Annotated in this window: 18 protein-coding genes and 4 pseudogenes; 8 read left to right on the forward strand and 14 right to left on the reverse strand. The window is 40.7% G+C overall.

The window, feature by feature from the left end:
• Nucleotides 1-62: 62 nt before the first annotated feature.
• Nucleotides 63-1,967 (reverse strand): rhamnogalacturonan lyase, encoded by a 1,905-nt coding sequence (locus tag A4V03_RS02380; protein ID WP_084081195.1) that lies wholly within the window; start codon nucleotides 1,965-1,967, stop codon nucleotides 63-65.
• 148 nt (nucleotides 1,968-2,115) lie between these two features.
• Between A4V03_RS02380 and A4V03_RS02385 the strand changes: the two genes are divergently transcribed.
• The 4 genes from A4V03_RS02385 to A4V03_RS21625 all read left to right on the forward strand — a co-directional run bounded on the left by A4V03_RS02385 (nucleotide 2,116) and on the right by A4V03_RS21625 (nucleotide 6,552).
• Nucleotides 2,116-4,032, forward strand: a complete 1,917-nt coding sequence (locus A4V03_RS02385) for a transglutaminase domain-containing protein (RefSeq protein ID WP_065537812.1) — start codon at nucleotides 2,116-2,118, stop codon at nucleotides 4,030-4,032.
• 201 nt (nucleotides 4,033-4,233) lie between these two features.
• Nucleotides 4,234-5,124 (forward strand): Rpn family recombination-promoting nuclease/putative transposase, encoded by an 891-nt coding sequence (locus A4V03_RS02390; RefSeq protein ID WP_065537813.1) that lies wholly within the window; start codon nucleotides 4,234-4,236, stop codon nucleotides 5,122-5,124.
• Nucleotides 5,125-5,516: 392 nt separating this feature from the next.
• Complete coding sequence (locus tag A4V03_RS21620; protein WP_065537814.1) at nucleotides 5,517-5,963, forward strand: AAA family ATPase; 447 nt, start codon at nucleotides 5,517-5,519, stop codon at nucleotides 5,961-5,963.
• Nucleotides 5,926-6,552 carry a PD-(D/E)XK nuclease domain-containing protein gene (locus A4V03_RS21625; protein WP_394334761.1) on the forward strand — a complete coding sequence of 209 codons (627 nt, stop codon included), beginning with the start codon at nucleotides 5,926-5,928 and terminating at the stop codon, nucleotides 6,550-6,552. The genes A4V03_RS21620 and A4V03_RS21625 overlap by 38 nt, the downstream gene beginning before the upstream one ends.
• Before the next feature lie 314 nt (nucleotides 6,553-6,866).
• On the opposite strand, the gene A4V03_RS02415 is transcribed toward A4V03_RS21625, so the two are convergent.
• On the reverse strand, nucleotides 6,867-7,301 hold the full coding sequence (locus tag A4V03_RS02415; RefSeq protein WP_065540252.1) for a DUF6078 family protein: 435 nt from the start codon (nucleotides 7,299-7,301) through the stop codon (nucleotides 6,867-6,869).
• 422 nt (nucleotides 7,302-7,723) lie between these two features.
• On the opposite strand from A4V03_RS02415, the pseudogene A4V03_RS02420 reads away from it, so the two are divergent.
• Together A4V03_RS02420 and A4V03_RS21630 are read left to right on the forward strand one after the other, a co-directional pair.
• Nucleotides 7,724-9,531 (forward strand): annotated as a pseudogene (locus A4V03_RS02420) (sensor histidine kinase); the annotation flags it as partial.
• 247 nt (nucleotides 9,532-9,778) lie between these two features.
• A complete protein-coding gene (locus tag A4V03_RS21630) occupies nucleotides 9,779-9,925 on the forward strand; it encodes a DUF6043 family protein (protein ID WP_350311152.1) in 147 nt (48 codons plus the stop codon).
• Here the strand turns inward: A4V03_RS21630 and A4V03_RS02425 are convergent.
• The 11 genes and pseudogenes from A4V03_RS02425 to A4V03_RS02475 form a co-directional block, all read right to left on the reverse strand.
• Entirely contained in the window at nucleotides 9,864-10,238 is a 375-nt protein-coding gene (locus A4V03_RS02425; protein ID WP_141243561.1) for a hypothetical protein, read from the reverse strand. The genes A4V03_RS21630 and A4V03_RS02425 overlap by 62 nt on opposite strands.
• Before the next feature lie 46 nt (nucleotides 10,239-10,284).
• Nucleotides 10,285-11,526: a PDDEXK nuclease domain-containing protein gene (locus A4V03_RS02430; protein ID WP_317045368.1), complete on the reverse strand. Its 1,242-nt coding sequence runs from the start codon at nucleotides 11,524-11,526 to the stop codon at nucleotides 10,285-10,287.
• Nucleotides 11,412-11,681: pseudogene (locus A4V03_RS21510) on the reverse strand (RteC domain-containing protein); the annotation flags it as partial. The gene A4V03_RS02430 and the pseudogene A4V03_RS21510, both read right to left, overlap by 115 nt.
• 31 nt (nucleotides 11,682-11,712) lie before the next feature.
• The gene (locus A4V03_RS02435; RefSeq protein WP_065537817.1) at nucleotides 11,713-12,555 is read right to left on the reverse strand and encodes a helix-turn-helix domain-containing protein; all 843 of its coding nucleotides are present in this window, start codon (nucleotides 12,553-12,555) and stop codon (nucleotides 11,713-11,715) included.
• A 30-nt stretch (nucleotides 12,556-12,585) separates the two neighbouring features.
• On the reverse strand, nucleotides 12,586-13,137 hold the full coding sequence (locus tag A4V03_RS02440) for a hypothetical protein (protein ID WP_004326093.1): 552 nt from the start codon (nucleotides 13,135-13,137) through the stop codon (nucleotides 12,586-12,588).
• 10 nt (nucleotides 13,138-13,147) lie between these two features.
• A complete protein-coding gene (locus A4V03_RS02445) occupies nucleotides 13,148-13,345 on the reverse strand; it encodes a hypothetical protein (RefSeq protein WP_065537818.1) in 198 nt (65 codons plus the stop codon).
• Nucleotides 13,346-13,876: 531 nt separating this feature from the next.
• On the reverse strand, nucleotides 13,877-14,455 hold the full coding sequence (locus A4V03_RS02455; RefSeq protein WP_065537819.1) for a hypothetical protein: 579 nt from the start codon (nucleotides 14,453-14,455) through the stop codon (nucleotides 13,877-13,879).
• Nucleotides 14,456-14,516: 61 nt separating this feature from the next.
• Nucleotides 14,517-15,173 (reverse strand): hypothetical protein, encoded by a 657-nt coding sequence (locus A4V03_RS02460; RefSeq protein WP_032581318.1) that lies wholly within the window; start codon nucleotides 15,171-15,173, stop codon nucleotides 14,517-14,519.
• Between the two features lie 76 nt (nucleotides 15,174-15,249).
• Nucleotides 15,250-16,356, reverse strand: a complete 1,107-nt coding sequence (locus tag A4V03_RS02465; protein ID WP_065540254.1) for a tyrosine-type recombinase/integrase — start codon at nucleotides 16,354-16,356, stop codon at nucleotides 15,250-15,252.
• A 97-nt stretch (nucleotides 16,357-16,453) separates the two neighbouring features.
• Nucleotides 16,454-17,068 carry a TetR/AcrR family transcriptional regulator gene (locus tag A4V03_RS02470; RefSeq protein ID WP_065537820.1) on the reverse strand — a complete coding sequence of 205 codons (615 nt, stop codon included), beginning with the start codon at nucleotides 17,066-17,068 and terminating at the stop codon, nucleotides 16,454-16,456.
• Between the two features lie 308 nt (nucleotides 17,069-17,376).
• Nucleotides 17,377-18,009: pseudogene (locus A4V03_RS02475) on the reverse strand (glycoside hydrolase family 88 protein); the annotation flags it as partial.
• A 264-nt stretch (nucleotides 18,010-18,273) separates the two neighbouring features.
• On the opposite strand from A4V03_RS02475, the gene A4V03_RS02480 reads away from it, so the two are divergent.
• Both A4V03_RS02480 and A4V03_RS02485 read left to right on the forward strand, forming a co-directional pair.
• Nucleotides 18,274-18,597 (forward strand): nucleotidyltransferase domain-containing protein, encoded by a 324-nt coding sequence (locus A4V03_RS02480; protein WP_065537821.1) that lies wholly within the window; start codon nucleotides 18,274-18,276, stop codon nucleotides 18,595-18,597.
• A pseudogene (locus A4V03_RS02485) lies at nucleotides 18,594-18,995 on the forward strand (HEPN domain-containing protein). Before A4V03_RS02480 ends, A4V03_RS02485 begins: the two are co-directional and overlap by 4 nt.
• A 23-nt stretch (nucleotides 18,996-19,018) precedes the next feature.
• Here A4V03_RS02485 and A4V03_RS02490 read toward each other — a convergent pair.
• Complete coding sequence (locus tag A4V03_RS02490) at nucleotides 19,019-19,669, reverse strand: HAD family hydrolase (protein ID WP_065537822.1); 651 nt, start codon at nucleotides 19,667-19,669, stop codon at nucleotides 19,019-19,021.
• Nucleotides 19,670-19,685 lie beyond the last annotated feature (16 nt).

Genomic DNA, 19,685 nt, shown 5'->3' on the forward strand with positions numbered 1-19,685 from the left:
CCCTTGTGTCTCTCAAAACATTGATACAAGGGGATTTTGTTGCAGATAATCAGATTTTGATTTTATTTGGCGAATTGATATCCTCTAAAAGTACCTTTCATCTTTATAAGGTCCGGTCCGAAATAGAATCCCGGTTGTGTTGGCTGGTTATAGCCTACATTTTGGGTAGCGATACTGATTCTGTATATCGGTTCTTCAAGGAAGGTGTGGAATCTGTATTCGGTCGGGATAGTTGATACGTAGAGTCGGAGAGAAGCGTTGTCCTCGGAGCGTACGAGTACTTCTTCCCGCCAGTCGCCTATAATGTCACCTTGTAGACAAGGATTCGATTTCGTTCCATTGTTGAAAAGAGTTCCTGTGAATTTGACAAGCGGAACAAACTTTTTATTTTCCCAGTCGTATTTAATAATCATGTTTCTATCCAGTAGTTCGCGCAATAGGTCTCCATCCCACCAGACAGCCATATTGGTCGGCATTTTTCTCATTTTAGGGGCTATGATTTCTCCTTTTACGTTTCGAATTCCTTGTGAATCTCCTGACCACATTTCCACACCCGGATGAGTCGGGTCAATGTCGGCGGCCATACAACGTCCTACATCTGTATTGCTTTTTAGCTGCAACAACACTTCTCCCGTTGCAGCATCTCTATAAGTGGAGCCGTCACGTTTGTTTTCGTGGCAGTCCCACACTTGCAGACCTTTTCGTGAAGGGTCAAAATGTGTCAGGTGGATGGCGTCTCCATGTCCCATTCGGGTAGAGTAGAGTCCTTTGCCGTTGTGATCGATAGCACAGGAACCGTAAATGATTTCGTCGCATCCATCATCATCCACATCGCCTACACGCAGATTGTGGTTTCCTTGTCCGGCGTACTGCTCGCATCCGGGATGGTTGCTGTCGAATACCCAACGGTTCTTCAGTTCTTTTCCGTTCCAGTCGAAGGCAGCCAGAACAGTACGCGTGTAGTAGCCTCGACACATAACGACACTTGGGTGTACTCCGTCAAGGTAGGCTACACAAGCCAGGAAGCGATCACTTCGGTTACCTTTTGCGTCTCCCCAGTCGGCAACGTTGCCGCGGGCGGGGATATAGTCAATGGTATGTAAGGCTTCACCGGTGTCTCCTGAAAAAACAGTCAGATATTCTTTGCCTTTCAGAATACGTCCTTGCTTCATCATTTGATTCCTGCTTGGGTCAAAGGTACCGGCTTCTCGATAGTCTGCATCGGCATTTCCAATTACTTTTCCTTTTCCGTCCACTGTTCCGTCGGCAGTCCGCATCACTACTTCCGCTTTGTCGTCGCCATCCAGATCGTATACCATGAATTGAGTATAATGAGCTCCTGCACGTATATTTTTACCCAGGTTGATACGCCATAGTTGTTCTCCGTTTATTCGGTAACAGTCGATGTATACTTCGCCTGTATAGCCTTCGTGTGCATTGTCGTGTGAATTGCTGGGATCCCATTTGAGGATAATTTCGTATTCACCGTCACCGTCTACGTCACCGATGGAAGCATCATTGGGACTGTACGTGTAGGTATCACCTGCTGGAGTTACTCCGTCTGCCGGTTTTTGCAAGGGAATTTCCAGATAGCCGAGAGGCGCGTTTCCCGGAAGTGTGTATGTACCGTCAATGTGATGCGTCTCCTTTCCTTTTAGAACAGGACGCACTTCGTAAACAGCCGTTTTCTGACTGTTGTTCTTATCACGGAACAGGGTGCTGACTGTGATGGGAGTGTCTGTCAGTTTCTTTCCGTCTCTGTACACATTGAAACCGGTCTGTATCGGATCGGAAGAAAGATACCTCCACGAAACGATTACTTCTGAAGGGTTTTCGCGAATGGCAACTACGCCGCGGTTTAGTTTCTCCCGTTGTAACTTTGAGTAGTTATAACCAGGTTGTGCTGTCATTGTTGCAACAGGCAGTAACATGAATATGCACGATAGATAAATTGCAATTCTTCTCATATTTATTTTATCGGTTTGGACCTTATTATATTTATTCACTCGCAAAATTACTCCTTTTTAAAATGTATGAAATGGAGAAATGTACAAAGAGTATATATAATTGTGCACCCTTTAAAATTAATCTTTCAGTTGATGTAAAATTCGATGTATGTATGTAAGTTTTTTGCTTCTCGGCGTTACTGTTATTTGCTGGGGAGTGTATTTCTACTCTGGAAATAGGATTATCACACGGAAAGTTTTAGCACATTATCAAAATGATTCATTGAAATTAGCGGCAGCAACATTCTTGTTGGATAATATAGATGACAAATTTGCTTATTGTAAAGAGGATATTGAACGTTATGACACGATTTTTGCACTTTATGATGAATTAAATAAAAAAGGAGAAAATTCATCAGAACCAGAACTGGCAAAAAAATGTTGGCATACCTTAATTCAAACTTATGGGAGAATGAAACCTTCACTATTTGAACGTGAATATGATAGGAAAACTTTATCTGCATCTTTTTTAATAGATAATATTGATGTGGCTTTTGAAGCATGGCAAACAGCCCCTAATTTTATCACGCGTGATTTTAATCTATTCTGCAGATACGTGTTGCCTTATCGGGTTGGCAATGAGCCAATAGAGCCGGAGCGAAGAAAACAATTCGAGGAATTGCGTTCTCTAAGAGATTCTATGTTTGACGAAAGTCGGATTATAAAAGATTTATATCACGAATTTGTCAAAGTACGTAAATACCAAAATAGTAAGCAAATGTGGAATTATGCGATATCTTTAACTAAATCTCAATTAGAAAAAACTCGTAGAGGATCATGTCGTCATTTTTGTGAGTATTATGTGGCAGCTTTACGTGCTTGTGGCATTCCTGCAACAATAGATTATGTTAATTGTTGGGGGAACAGAGCTGGTGGACATGAATGGGTGGCAGTTCTAAAGGATAGTGGAGCATTTCTTGCTTTTGACGCATTAGATCGAAAGAAAATGAAATTGGCTTATAAACCAGCAAAAATTTATCGGCAAACTTTTGAAACACAGGCTATTGATGGGAATGCGAGAAAATATGTTCCTGACTATATGCTAAATCCAAATCGCATGGATGTCTCACATCTTTATTTTAATACCTATGATGTGGAGATAAAGGGCAGTGATATGAAACAATATAAGAACTATCCATATGGGGTTATTTGTGTGTTTGATAATAAGAAATGGGTACCTGTTGATTTTGGTAAGGTGACTGATGGGGTATTTCATTTTCAAAATATGATAGGCGATGTATGTTATATGGCTGGTTTTTATGTTAATGGAACTTTTATTTCGGCTACAGAGCCGTTTGTTCTAACCAAAAGTGGTGAAGTAAAATTGATTCAATGTTACACAAAAAATCATGTAGATATGCGGTTGGTTCGTAAATACCCGAAATTCACACGCATTTCTTCTTTTAGGAAAGGACTATTGGGCTCTAAAATAGAAGTATCAGATGATAGAGAATTCTCTTCAGGCAGGACTTTAATAACAATTGATGAATTAGGGAATGAAGATTTTTTTGATTCAACCGTAACAGTGAATAGACCATACAGGTATGTGCGATTAGTTTTTGATGAACAGAAAGAAGGTAATTTGGCTGAAATAGAATTTTATGGGAAGAAGAGAGGGACAAATGTTGAAGTTCTATTGACAGGTGGATTTAGCGGAGAACCAATAAAGCAAACTAAAACAAATTGGACGATGGCTTTGGATCGGAGTTTCGATACTTATTTTAAGAAGAATAAGGGAGAAAAAGGTAATATTTGTTTAGATTTAGGAAAGGATAATTCATATGAGATAACGCGCGTAAGATATGTTCCTCAAACAGATTCTAACTTTATAGTTCCGGGAAATCAATATCGTTTGGAATATTGGGACAATTCTTCTTGGAGATTTTTTGGAGAACAGATTGCTACCGATTTCAGTTTAAATTTTTCAAATGTACCTGCTGACCGATTATATATTTTACATAATCTAACCAATGGTGTAGAGGAGAGAATTTTTACTTATGAAGATGCTAAACAAGTGTGGTGGTAAGCTTTATCTGTTATTAAAAATGAATGTTTCTTGCGAATTTATTACCGATTTTATTAAATCATTACGTTTAGAATGATCTTTCTTTAAAAAAACATATTTAAATGCGTATACATTGGCTGTGTATACGCATTTCATTTTCATTCAATATTTTGTGCAATAGTTTTCTTTTCGTATCTTTGTTCTATTCAAAAACTTTAAGCCATGGCAGATAAATTGCTAAAAGACAAATATATTAATCCATACACCGATTTTGGTTTCAAGGTGCTTTTCGGTACGGAGATGAACAAGGAGTTGCTTCTTAGCTTTGTAAATAGTCTCTTTAAGGGTAAGGAAATCATTCGTGATCTGACTTATCTCAATACGGAGCATTTGGGCAATTCCGAGGTTGACAGGCGCGCAGTTTTCGATGTATATTGTGAGAATGAACAAGGTGAGAAAATCCTTATTGAGATGCAGCGCGGAGAACAACAGTTCTTCAAGGACAGAAGTTTGTACTATTCTACATTCCCTATCCGGGAACAGGGTGAGAAGGGCGAATGGGATTACCATTTGAAAGCGGTTTATGTGATCGGTGTCCTGAACTTCACCTTTGACCACAAAGATGAGGGCTATTTTCACCATGAGGTTCAGTTGATGGATATTCATACGAAGGAAGTTTTCTATGAGAAACTTACTTTTGTCTATTTAGAGATGCCCAAATTCAATAAAAGGGAGGAAGAACTTGATGGCATGTTTGAGAAATGGCTTTTTGTATTACGTAACCTTTCCCGTCTGATGGAACGTCCCAAAGCATTACAGGAAAGGATATTTACCAAGTTGTTCGATGCTGCTGAAATCGCTAAATTTACTAAAGAGCAATATGAGGCTTATGAGGACAGCTTGAAGGTTTACCGGGATTGGCAGAGTACCATTGCCACTGCTGAACACAAAGGTGAGGAAAAGGGAATGGAGAAAGGCCTAAAGCAGGGGCGTGCTGAAGGTCGTGCTGAAGAAAGGATAGAGAATGCTCGTAATTTTAAAAAATTAGGGGTAGCAACTGATATCATCTCGCAAGCCACCGGGTTGTCTGCCGAGGAAATAGGCTCTCTTTAACTATAGTCATATTTAATGCGTGTGTTATGTTGAATTTTGTTCAGTATAGCACACGTTTTTATTTATCAGATCAAAATTTTACTCAATAATAGAAACTTTCATACCAACAGTACTATTGAACCGCATATACATTGACCGTGTATACGCATTTGTATACGGTTGAAATTTGTATTTCAATTTATAAATGTCGTCCTTTGTAACAACAAGAGCAATAAACTTTTAATAGATAAATATTCGTATAGTCGATTGGGACGGTAACGCTAATGTATCGGGCACCTCATCGTCTTCCACGCCATAAAGAAAGGGGTAGTCTTGACTTTTTCTTATACCACTGGCGTATAAATTGAGATTTATGCCTAAATTTGTCTGTAGAAACCTAAAAGTAAGTCATCATGAAAGCAATTCCCTATGGCATCTCCGATTTTCCGCGCATCCGTCGCGAGGATTATTACTATGTGGACAAGACCCGATACATCGAATTGATGGAGCGCCAACCGCCCTATCTTTTCCTCATCCGTCCGCGCCGCTTCGGCAAGTCCTTGTTTCTCGCCATGCTTGAGACATACTATAGCATCGACTATGCCGACTGCTTCGACGAGCTTTTCGGCAGCCTGTACCTCGGTCAACACCCCACCGGACGGCAGAATAAATATATGGTGCTCCGCTTCAACTTTTCCGAAATCAAGGCCAGACCTGAAGACTTGGAACAGAGTTTCAGTGAATATTGCTGCATGATGATGAAGGACTTCATCCTGAAATATGAACACTTGCTGGGGCATAGAATTTGGGAGGTGGTCAGACGTGACGAGACAGACCCCGGACAGATGCTATCAGGGTGACACGGTGTTGCGCATCCCCAACCTGACGGTGCGCGAGCAGCTGTATACCTACCTGACGGAAGCCTACCAACAGGCAGACCTGTTTGAAATAGACTTCTCCGTATTGTCCTCACTGGTGAAGGGAATGGCCTACCGTGGCGAGTGGGAGCCGGTTTTCCGCTTTTTTGCTCAGGAGCTGGAACGGCAAAGTGCCATCCGTGAATTTATCGACGGCGAGGCGCACGTCAAGGGATTTCTGTTGGCTTACTTAGGATTGACGCAGGGCTACATCCTTCTTTCCGAATACGAATCTTCCAAAGGTTATGCGGACTTCTACATGATGCCCGATCTGGTACGCCAGCCAGACATAGTCTACAGCTATATCGTGGAGGTGAAGTATGCCCACCGTGACACCTCCGATGCCGACATCGCCTTGCTGAAACGTGATGCGGCAGAACAGTTGCGCCGCTATGCCGACGATGGTAAGGTGGCTCGCACGAAAGGGAATACCCAGCTTGGATTGATTACGCTGGTGTTCAAGGGATGGGAATTAGTGGCACTAGAGAAGCTGGCGTCTAGAGCGGATTGCGAAAATGAATCAGAAGCCTAAATGTAGCGTCTGATTTTTTTTAAAATATTTATGTTTGAACATTTGGATGGGCATCTGCAGATGCTTCTTATTATAAGGAGAATATGACGCATGTGTAACCTTCAGATCTTCGCTTGCCTGTTGATCTTTATTTGTGCTAAAAGTTTCACTGGTTTCATCGTCGTGAAACTTTATTTCCATCGCGATGAAACTTTATTTTCATTGCGATGAAACTTTTTTCCCATTCCTATGGAACTTTTTTTTCATTGTTATGAAGCTTTTATTCAATTCCTATGAAATATTTTCGAAGTACCTTTCCCGTCACAATTTGTGGCTTACCAATCATAATCTTCAATGTATTCGTCGAAGTTAATCTTTGTCTTGATGCCGTGTTCCAGGAAAACGTTTGCGATTTGTTTCTGTTCTGATGGATGAAGTCGACGTTGTTTGTTGCGAATACGGTAGTACATGCTTTTCCCCATTAAAGATTTAAGGCTGTTTTGTATGGCCATAGCTTTTTTGTGCGGAACGTTGTCTAATATATGGCTGATGCCAAGTGCAAAGGTCGTGAGAGTGTATGCACTGAAATAGGAACATTCCTTCTCATTTCCCGCTACATGGTTGATGTTGATCGTTTCGTAGTGAGGAACACTTTGGGGCACAATCATCGCAGCCTGAAAACGGAGGCATTTGTTGCGGCGCGGGCATTTGGTGTGGTTGCAAAACAGATACATTTTAGGTATATCATCGTATGTAAGTGGCTTATTCATTGTTTTTATCATATTCAACTTTTATATCAGACGAATTTGATACAAATATAAGGATTTATCTTGAAATACAGAATTTGCTCCACTTGTTCTTATTTTTTTAGATGACAACCTTTTTAGAATAAAGACATTCCACCTGCAAACTCCTTATTTATCGAAGAAACAGAGAAAAGTGAAGGAGATGGAAGAATTGACCATGTTATAGAGAAAAGCATTGAATTGTTCAAAACCGTACCGATTATGAACCAATGCAAATCATTGGTCAGTATATGGAAAAAATGACATATATATGGACAATAATCCTCATTTCGAAATAGTCTGCTATGTTTTTTGTATTCGTTGTTCCTTTTGGTTAGTTTTGCTTGTATAAATCTTAAAAAAAAACTATGAAAAGATGTATCTTTGTAACCAGCAATCACAATAACCCCAACCATTATATGAAATATATAGATTATGAGCGCTATCATGTGGTGCGTGATGACCGGGGGATTGTGTGGATTTCAACTTATGGAAACGGACTTTTCACCTACGATATTCAGGAGGACCGGTTGGAACACTTTGTTTCGGAAGGAAAGAATGTGGGACCTATCGGTTCAGATTTCCTGCTATGCTTGATGAAAGACAGAACGGGAGGGATATGGGTAAGCTCCGAATATTCCGGTTTGTCTCATATTTCCATTTCAAATAAAGGCATTACACATGTCTATCCGGAATCACCGGATGTCTTTGACCGTTCGAATACAATCCGGTTACTGACTAAAATGTCGAATGGAGATATATGGGCAGGAACCCGTAGAGGAGGATTGTATAATTATGATTCTCATCTGAAAACCAAGATAGATAATCATTATTTGCCCTATAATATTTATGCCATCTCAGAAGATAGTCGAGGGAATATATGGATGGGAACCCGGGGCGACGGACTAAAAATAGGAGATACGTGGTATAAACGGGATCCCTCTAATCTCTTTGCCTTGTCTCATTCTAATATTTATTCCATTCTTCGTGATAAGAAAAATCGTATGTGGGTGGGAACATTTCCAACAACCATTCTTTCGAGAATTATTTCTTCTCATCTTATACATTAGGAAATGTGTATAGCGAGAACAGTGCGTGTATGGGGGCAGACGGTAAACTGATTTTTGGAACAAACTACGGATTGACGATTATTGACCCGAAGAAGATTCCAACAGAGAGATTGCTTTCTCCTATTGTTATCACAGGATTGTCCGTTAATGGAATTCAGGTGAAGCCTAATATGCCGGATTCTCCTTTGCAAGAATCTTTAGCTTATTCGGATAAAATTACATTGAAATATTTCCAGAATTCTTTTATGCTTGATTTTTCTACTCTCGATTATTCGGATAATGGACAAATCAAGTATATGTATTGGCTGGAAAACTATGACAAGGGATGGAATGTTCCGTCTTCGTTAAGTTTTGCTACTTATAAATATCTGGAGCCGGGCACTTACATCTTCCATGTGAAATATTGTGATGGTGCCGGTATTTGGAATGATACCGAAACAACCTTGGAGATTGTTATCGTGCCTCCGTTTTGGAAAACAAATTGGGCTATGCTCGGATATTTCATCCTGATGTTGATAGCTTTGTACTTTACATATCGTATCATCCTTAATTTCAATAGGTTGCGCAACCGCATCAATGTTGAAAAACAACTGACAGAGTATAAACTGGTATTTTTCACCAATATCTCTCATGAATTCCGTACTCCGCTTACATTGATCCAAGGAGCATTGGAAAAAATGTACCGGACGGATGATATTCCACAAGCTTTATTGCATCCGTTGAAGGTCATGGATAAAAGTACACAGCGCATGTTGAGGCTGATAAATCAGTTGCTGGAGTTCAGAAAAATGCAGAATAATAAGTTGGCTCTTTCTCTACAGGAAACTGATGTTGTTGCTTTCCTGTACGAAATATATTTAAGTTTCAGTGACGTAGCAGAACAGAAGAAGATGGATTTCCGCTTTTTATCGTCTGTGCCATCCTATAAAATGTTTATTGATAAAGGCAATTTGGATAAGGTGGTGTATAATTTACTTTCAAATGCTTTTAAGTATACTCCTTCGGGTGGGACAATTCTGTTTTCTGTGAATGTGGATGAGGTGAAGAAGTGTTTATACATTCAAGTAGCGGATACCGGAGTAGGTATTCCTAAAGAAAAGCAGGGAGAATTGTTTAAACGTTTCATGCAAAGTAGCTTCTCCGGGGTCACTTAATCAAAACTCAATCACTTATATATCAAGCGGTTGAGTTTTTTCGTTATAGGCATTTTGTCCACAAATTGTCCACCAAACTGAATCCTATGCGTCGGCGACATTCATTTTCTATCTTTTTGAATGTCGTTGGACTATGCTGAATGTCTGCGACATTCAACCGCGCGAACAAGTGAACGCTATTGGATGTTTTAAGAATCGTGAGTTAATGTTGACTCCCGTTAAAATTCAGTTATAGCCAATGAGCGCCGACACAACCCCACCTCCACGACATAAAGAGCTACTCGACGAGTGGATTTCCAAGAACTACGAAGAATACTGCGACTTTACCGACATGATGCACTCCGCTGACGGCGTAGGCAAGCGTTTGCATTGCCGAATTTTTTAGGCAACCAAACGTGCTTATAGCCCATCTCTTCTATATTATTGAGGGCTATAATTGTATTTACAACAGCAGTATCAGAATAAACATAAAAATCTCTATATGATAATACTTCTTCTATCTCTTTTGCCTTTTGGTAATCATCATATTGGGGAAATGCCGGAAAATTAGCCTCCGAAAATGGGACTATCTCATATATTCCCACTTCATATTTAACATCATCTTTTGTTTGCGGTGATGCTTGTGTCTTTCCACATGCAACACATGTCCATGCTGCAAATATGAACAAAATATGGATTGCAATTCGATTACTTTTCATGTCTTGATTGATAATAAAATGCGGATAATGCAGGAAATGCAAGGGCTTAATCTTGATTCTTGCCCGTTTGCAGGGCAAATATCTCTTTCTGACGCTCAATTTCTGCGGTTAATTCTTCCCTTGTCGGGAGGTATGTCAGATATTTGGCTGCATAGAGTTGCTTGCTGTCTTTGAGGATTGAATACCGTGCCAAATCCTTACTCGTTTCCGAGCAAAGGAGTAAGCCGATTGTAGGATTATCACCTTCCGAACATTTCAACTCATCGTACATTCGGATATACATATCCATCTGCCCGATGTCCTCATGCGTGATTCGCGATGTCTTTAAGTCTATTAGCAGGAAACATTTAAGGATATAGTTGTAGAATACGAGGTCTATATAATATTCGCCTATGTCGGTTTTTATTCTCTGCTGACGGGCAACAAAGGCATAGCCTTTGCCAAGTTCAAGGATGAATTTTTGCAGGTGGTCGATAATCGCGGATTCAAGATTAGTTTCCGAATACGCCGCATCTTGCGAAAAACCCAAGAACTCTGCCACAACCGGATTCCGCAGAAATTTATGCCGGTCTTTCTGATAATCTGCGGTAAGCCGTTGCATCTCATCAATGACTTCACCACGTTTTGATTCCGGTGTCTGAAGCAGACGATGATAATATTGAGAGCCGATGTTGCGGTCAAGGGTACGGTAGCTCCAATTTTCGGTAGATGCTTCTCTCAGATACCAATCTCGCTCATCCTCGTTTTTAACACGCATAAGACGCTCATAATGCATCCATGAAAGGTTATTCGGCATAGGATAGACACACTCCTTGCCTGATATGGTTGTCGGAGATTCAGCAAGCAATGGTTGCTGATTCAAAAAGCAGTTCTTAAATTCAGCAAGCAGTGGTTGCTGAATTTGTAATCCTCTGAAAGAAAGGTAGAACTTCCTATAATTACGGAGGGTGGTAGCTGAATAACCTTTGCCATATTCTGCCGTCAACGCCTCTGATGCAAGCTCTATGATTCGTTTACCATATTCAGCGCGCTCCCGACCATGCTGCTCCTGTTCGATGATTCTTTTTCCAACAAGCCAGTTGGCCGCGACTTGAAAGAGGTCAGCGGCCTGATATGCCTTTTGTTTGGCGGTATATACTATCGCCTTTATATCGCTGATGAATTGAGCGTCATCAGCGTTGATTTCAGTTCCTTGAAGAAGTGTATTTCCTCTTCCGTGCTGGCGAACGGGTAGGAGATTATAAAGTTTTTGAGTTCGCCCAGTATCTCTTGCAGGTAGTCCACGCACAGGCGGCAGAGCGTCAGCGTGTCCGCTGCGGTGTCCTCGTATTCCTGTATCTGCCATTCCACTTTTTGAAGCAGTCCGGCGAAGTATGTTTCCAACGGTATCTTATGTTCCATAACCTTGTGCTTATCTTTTATGAAGCACAAAGTTACGGGCATAAAAAATCTGTTTTATTCTTGATTTTTCACATTACGTTCTTGTAACTGTGCATTTTCTTGTTTCCTGCGCTTTTCTGCGTATCTCACCCGGTGTGTTCAGCAAGTAAGCCTTGCAGAAGTCGTTCAGGTTCGATGTCGATGCGAACCCGGTGGTGAACGCCACTTCCGTAAGCGTGAGGTTGGTGTTCTTCAGGTAGTGTTCCACGTCCTTTGCACGCTCCTTTATCACCCATTCCTTAGCCGTGTACCCGGTCATTTTCTTTACCTTCCGTCGGAACGAGCCGTATTCCATGCCGCATTTGTCCGCCAGTTGCTCGGCATCATAGACCATGTAGCCTTTCAGACGCACCATTTCGGTGAATGTCTGCCTGCCCAGCTCCGGCAGCATCCGTTCGGCGTGGCGCAGTTCCTTTTCCGTCACCAGCAGGCGGTTGTCCCTTACCGGGTTTCTCCGTAGCAGGTGGAAAGTGTGGCATACCGTGTTGTACACGTTGCAGAGGTACTGCCGTCCCGGTCGCATCCAGTGGAGCGCATCGCAGTAGGCGGTCAGTTCGGGTATCTCGTCCCGCTTGCGGTGCTGTTCCGCCAGTTCGTCCAGTATGGCGTAATGGGTGGTGGACATACCCAGCAGGATAATGATTGCCTTGTAGTCCTTGTATGCCGCCAGTGTCGGCGTTTCCGGCAGGCTTTTGAGCGTGTCGCACACGTGGGCGCACAGCCGCCCGTCCTTGCTGAACGGTTCAAGTTCCAAATAGTTGTCCATTTTCCGGCTGTTGTGCAGCAGCCATGTTACCTTTTCGTCCAGTTCCTTGCAGGACGCTTCCAACTCCGCTTCGGGAGCAGGAAGCAATAATGATGTAATCCGTTGTTCCATATCTGAATAAATTGATTTGTTTTCTGTACGTTACCCGGTAGCCCATAGCCAAAACTTTTGGATTAGCCGCCAAACCACGTGATAAAGGAACATGGCGGCAAGCATAAGAAAACCTGCCCGCAGGAAATATTCTTCAATGCGCTGCCAAACGCTCGTTTTTCGTTCGGGCATCAGTATGTCCGCCACTTCCTCAAAGGTCTTGCAGGCGAAAATCGCTTGCCGGAACTCGTCTGCGCTGTTCCAGCATTCTTCCTTGAACCACCGTGTCTTGGGGTATCGTTCCGCTACCAGTTCTTGCAGTTTCCGTAACGGGAACGGTTCGGGGTTGTCCCCGTACTCGTATTCAATGGAAATCACACGTCCCTGCATCCTGATACAATATCCGAATATCCCTTGCCACTTCACTTTGTGCGCCCCCTTTTCAACATATTTCGTCCCGGTTGCATCCACTACAATGTAGTTCTTCCGCTTCTTCAACAACTCGGTATTGGTCGTTGTGTACAGTTCTTCCTTGCGAAACACGTATATCATGTTGCCTTTGGGGGCAAAGCTGAATATCGGGTATTTAAGTCGGGCTTTCATTGTAAATAGTCTATTGTTTTATAAAAGCAAAATAAAGCAGGGTAACACCTACCACAACCCCGAAAAAGATACAACCTGTAATAATGAAAGCCCAATCGGGGTAATGGAAATCAAGTTCTTCATAAGGAATGGCAGTTTTCTTTATACATCTGTTCCATACCCATATCAGAACTTTCCCAAATCTCTTTGCTGTGATAAGGCTACTCATATTGTTAATGGCTTGACAAGAAACTGCGTTCAGGGGTTGTCGTTCTTTGTTAATATTATTGTTGTCCTAATTAGAAAAAATATTTCTTTAAGTAAATAGCATTGTAGTTGAACATGAAAATAATTCCAATTGTCAATAAGATAAAGAAAACATTTTTTCTTTGTGTTTTAAATTCTTTATAAAGCATCCTGTCTTTTCTTGCATTTATTGTATTGTCAAAAAGGAGGTTGTTTATAAGAAATGTAATTAATATGAATATCAAATGGGAAAAGGGATGCGCAATATATCCAATTAATTCAAAGTCGAAGAAATTATTTATAAAGCATCCCAACACTGTAAATAACATATATATAACTAAGGAAAAAAATCCAATGGAATATATTTTGTTATCTTCAGCGTTTTTACTGAAATGGTCATAAATGAAATAAATTGTGTAATACCAATACTTATACCAATTCATCGTTTTTTCTCATTTAATATTAATGGTTCAGCAAGGAACGGCTTGCCGTTATCCTGCGTTGTTAGCTGTATCTATTTTAGAAAATCCAAATCAAAATAATATTGATTGTCATTCTTCGGATTTATGTAAATCGTTGTCATTCCATAGTGTTGCAATAGCATTTCCAATGAAACTTTTTCCTTCAAGATTGCATCACTGCGAAATGTTTTTGTCTTTCCATTGTATTTGGTTGTGTACGTTACGGTGTATATTGTAGTGGACACGATTTGTTCACTATGATAAATGTCAGGGAATAAATAGCCACTGACACCATTCCAAAATTGGATTTCCCATGTATGGAATATCCGAAAGATAGGCTCTTGCATCCTTAATTTCTTGGTATTCCATTTCTGTGTAGTGACTTTACATTGGTTTAAATCAACAAATAATTGTATTCCATACCTTTTTATTTGTTTTGTAGCCTGTTTTACTCTATATTTATAAATAGTATCACCAATAAGTCCGGAATTTAACCAAACAACCAATAAGATAGCTCCTGATATTCCAATAGCATACCATTTTGCAGCAAAGCAAATGCCCACACCGAATACATAAATCCAAATAAAAATAAATCCAAGTATTCTCAATATTTTATTCTCATAGATTTTCATGTCATATAATTACATCTAATGGTTTGGTGAGGAACAGCGTTTAGCTGTTATCTCGACCTTGTTATAAGCTAAATTTTTCGGTTATTATATTCTTTATCATTTTAGCATCTGTGCTATTCAGCGTATAAATGCTGCATAGTTTACTAAGAGCTTGCTGAATCTCGGCATCCGTTATCCCTAAGTTGAACATTATACCTAAAGGAAGAAACCAAGAATTAGGAACTTGCTCGTCCTCAATCTTCATCTTTGGGATATGGCTTTCTGCATCATTTTCACAACTTAATACACACCCTCTGTCTTCTTCTTGTAGATTTCCGGTAGCATCTAATTCGGCACAATAGAAACGCTTTTCTTGGCTACTCTCATAATAGCCATAAGCGTAACGATATTCCCATAAATCTATAGAGAAGTAATAGATACCACATTTTGCCGAAAGCCTTTTACCCAATATTTCGTAAATATATCGCAAACATTTTCCTTCAACGATATAATATCCGTTAATGAATGACGAAATCAATATCTTATCAACCCTCGGTAAAAGGTCATTAAGATAATTGTCTGCATTTTCATAAGTAGTACAAAGTATAGGGTTGTTATACCATTGTTCATTTTCAGACAAAAGGGTTAGCCCCAATATGTCTGCAATATCTTTTCTAACGGATGCAGGTATTAGGAGCCAATCAGCACAGCTAAAATGTTCTTGTACTTGTTCGTTCATAATTTGGTGTATATTGCTTATAATGCGTTAATAACCACACCTCATGGTGTAGTTCCTAATCTCTAATAACTGCACCTCACGAATTATCCAGTGTATCAAGAGGATTAGGGATTTTTGCTTTATGGGCACTTGACACATGAAGATAAATGGTTGTGGTCTTGATGTCGTTGTGTCCCAGCAATTCCTGTATCGTGTGCAGGTCTGTTCCCTGTTCCAGCAAGTGTGTGGCAAAGGAGTGGCGCAGCATGTGTACGTGTACACGGTGTTTGATGCCTGCACGATGTGCGGCTTCTTTCAGCACTTTCACCAATGCACTTGCCGAATATTGCTCTCCGGGTGTTTCGCCCTCAAACAACCATTTTTGTGGGCGATATTCCCGGAAGTAGTGCCGTAGTTCTTCCAGCAACTTGGGTGAAAGGAGCGAATAACGGCATTTCTTCCCCTTGCCCATAATGCGAACCGACATTGTTTCACTGTTGATGTCCTGCGGGGTCAGGTTAAGCAATTCGCTTCTTCTAAGTCCGGCAGAGTAAACCAACGAAATCATGCAGTGATGCTTGATGTTGGAAATTTGTGCAAGGATGCGCTTAATTTCATTCTTGCTCAACACTTCGGGCAGGCTCTTGTACTCTTTGGCACGGGTGATACCGCCGTAGTATTGCCGTTTGCCGCCTTTCACCTGTTCGTAATAGAACTTGATAGCATTGATGCGCATATTCTGTTGCGACACCGAGATTTTCTTCTCGTTCACAAGATAGAGTATGTACTTGTTGATGTCCGGCACTTTCAGGCGGTCGATGTTCCGTCCCTTGTGATATTCCATGAAGTCGCTGAAATAGGCACGGTATGTTTTGACGGTCGAGGGGCTGTAACGCTTCTGTTCCAGCAGTTCGAGGTAGCCTTTCGGCAGTGTGTATTCCCTTTTAGGTTTGGGATGCCGCACGTAAACCCGGCTGTAATCAATATAGGCGTGGGGCGAATAGCGGTCGTAGAAATCCGGCAGGCTGAAAGCGGCTGATGCCATGTATGCAGAGCCGTTGCCAGCCATTTCCATACCCGTGTCTTGGGCGAGCAGTTGGGTTACAGCCTGACTGTTCGCATATTCTATCCGTATGTAGTCTGCACCGTCCCTTGTTTCTTTGTGTAGCACGATGCTTCCTCTTTGTTTCTGAACCTTATCCATGTCGCTGAATTTTGCTTCATGCTCCAAAGATAAAACAAAAACGCCACATTTTGAACATACGTTCAAAAATAATAGAAGTTAAAAAAACAAAACTGTATCAGGCTTTAAGCAGCGAATAGATATAGCGAAAGTTTTCTGCCAGTTCGTCCACGTTTAGACCGTTCAGAAATGCTTGTTCGTATGACAGTCCTAAAAACATTTGCCGGAACATGGTAGCCGTTTTCTTCACGTCCGTGTCGTTTCTGATTTCCCCGCTGTTTTTTGCTTTTTGTATGACTTTCTCCCATAGGTCATAGTCTTGTCGGTAGATTTTCTCAATTTTCTGCCTGATGCCCGGATAGTACATACGCACTTGTGACAGGAAATGAAAGTAGTAGAAGTTAGGGCTACAATCATGCGGGCTGCTATTATCGTCAATCAGTTCAACAATCCTTTTCATGGAAGCGGCTACCCCCGCCACGTATTGCCCGATGAACTTCTCCAACGTATCGGCAGGAGCGGCAAACTTGTTTCCCGGTTCGTGCATTTTTAGCACGTATTTGTCTGCCACAGCCATGAATAAATCCAGCTTGTGCGGAAAATAATAAACGATGCCCGTTTTTGTCACTCCGCAGGCTTTGGCAAGCGTGATGATGCTTGCTTTCTCGTAGTTCATCCTGACAAATACTCCGAACGCTTTATCTATTACTTCTTCACGGTTAGTTATTATCATACACGTTTGTTTTTAATCGGTTACGAAGATACGGATTTTGTTTTAACCATTTGTACCCCAGTGCTTTTTTTTAGTGCAAGGTGCAAGTATATATTTATATATATAGCTTGCACCTTGCACTAACCCAAAAATATTTATTATCAGATATTTGCGAGTTTCAAAAGAATGCCGTATCTTTGAACCCGAAAGTTAGGCAGACAAACAGCGGTCAAAGTTGGACAGGCTTAACGGTTGAAAATCGTTACTGTTTCGTTACCTATTTGAAATTTTGAAAGCAAAGTAGCTGAAATATAAGCGGTTAGAGTCATAGGTTCAAAACTATGGTCTCTCCACCACAAACCTTCTTTGACATTGAACATTCCGTTCTCTCCGTGTTTATTACGGGTATATTCGTACATATCCCACATCTTGTCGAAGTACTTTTGTGCGCCTGTAAGTTTTCCCATTTTGGCAAATATAGGCATCCCCATCTGGATAGCATCTATCCACCACCAGTCGTTTACTTGTGGAGTGTTGACCAGCATATCCATATTGGCTTTCGTTTTCCGTATTTTCTCAGGATCGGGGCAAATGTTGTATAAATCGAGATAGATTTGGCTGGCGCAGTAATTATCTGCATTACGGGTAGTTGTCCCACGGTGGAAGCCCCATTGGTGGTAATCCGCCCATTCTTTGGCATAGCGATAATATTCGTCTGCGGGATAGATGGAGTAGAGTGCCATTAGGCCTTCGTAATATACACTTCGTGTCCAGATATTACTGGGGCGAACTACTTTTTTCACAAAAGAAGGAGTGCGATAATCGGCATATTTTTTCATGAAATAGTCGTTCACCTGAAGGGTTACTTTGAGAATTTCTTTTTTATCGGGAGCTGTTTGTGCTTTTATATTCCCGTAACTCAATATTACTCCTGCAAAAAATAGTATAAGATGCTTTTTCATTTTATAATAAATTAGATTACTATTGTTCTTGGATTGAGGCACACAAAGATGAGCCTTTCTTTACCTGTTGCAAAGAAAATGCATTGTAAGGAAAGTGATATTGAAATTTGTACGGAAAATATGTAATATTAGATTTTATTCTTTATTTATATTAGTCATGGATAAGAACTAAACATGAATTATTAGCAAGAGCGATTTTCTTGTAGGTCATATTGTTATATTGATATTTATTGTATATTTGTAGAAGAGTAAAGGGAGACGAATATGAAAAGTCATGCAAATAAAATATTAGAGTCTATTAAGCAGGCATTGACAGAGCATTTACCAAAAGGTGGCAAGGCTTTGTTGTTTGGTTCTCAAGCGCGTGGGGATGCACGGATTGATTCTGATTGGGATATTTTGATTATCTTAGATAAAGAAAAATTGGAGCCTGAAGATTATGATAAGGTAAGCTTTCCCTTAACTATGTTGGGATGGGACTTGGGAGCGCGGATTAATCCGATTATGTATACGATGAAAGAATGGGCTGCAAGTTGTATTACGCCATTTTATAAAAATGTAGAGCAGGAAGGAATTGAATTAGTATGAAATTGACAGATGAAGAACGTAATTCTTTGGTGATATTACAGCTGGAGGAAGCTAAAGTATTTTTGAAACAAGCAGATGAAATGTTTGATATGAAGTATTGGGATATTGCTTCCAATGGATATTATTATGCTTGTTTTCATGCTGTTCAGGCTTTATTAATACAAAATGGATGATCATGTAAAACCCATGATGGGTTGATAGCTTGCTTTGGCTTGAATTTTATAAAAACAGGCAAAATTAGTGCACGTTTGGGAAGCTTTTTGGCGCGTATGGAACAATTACGGCAAAAAGGGGATTATAATTGCATTTATTCAATATCAGAGGATGAAATCAGCACGATAAAAGCTCCGGCAAGAGAACTTATTGAGACTATTGAAGTTTTACTTGCCGAATCATAATTATTCTTATAAGAATATCATCATTAAAGAACCATTTTTTTTATTTCTTCGGCAGTATCTGTTATATATGCCGGGTTAAATTCCTCCAGTTCCGTACGTGGACGGAATCCCCATGTCACTCCGCAGGCAGTTACACCGGCATTGGCTGCTGTTTGCATATCTACACCGGAATCGCCTACATAAAGAACATCTTCTTTTTGTACATTGGCAAGTTTTAATATATCAAAAACGATTGTTGGATCAGGCTTGACATTGACTCCTTCCCGTTGACCGAAAACGGCAGTGAAATGAATTTCCGGAAAGTAGTGGGCAACGAGCTTTTCGGTAGCGGCCTGATATTTGTTGGAAGCTACGGCAATCTGAATACTTGCGGATTGCAGATAAGATAATAACGCTGGAATGCCCGGATAAGGTCGGCTATCATCTGCATTGTGAATATTGTAATAAGGAACGAACTCATTGCGTACACGAAGTACATTTTCTTCCGTCTTTTCACCTTCGGGCAATGCGCGTTCAAAGAGTTTATTGATGCCATTGCCTACCATGAAGTTGTATTTTTCTACTTCATGAGTGGGGTATCCTAATTTATTTAAAGCATAATTGGTGCTGTGGGCAAGGTCGGCGATGGTATTCAGCAATGTTCCATCCAGGTCAAATATAACTAGTTTCTTCATTCTTACTCTATCTGAT

The sequence above is a fragment of the Bacteroides caecimuris genome (assembly GCF_001688725.2).
Classification (GTDB): Bacteria; Bacteroidota; Bacteroidia; order Bacteroidales; family Bacteroidaceae; genus Bacteroides; species Bacteroides caecimuris.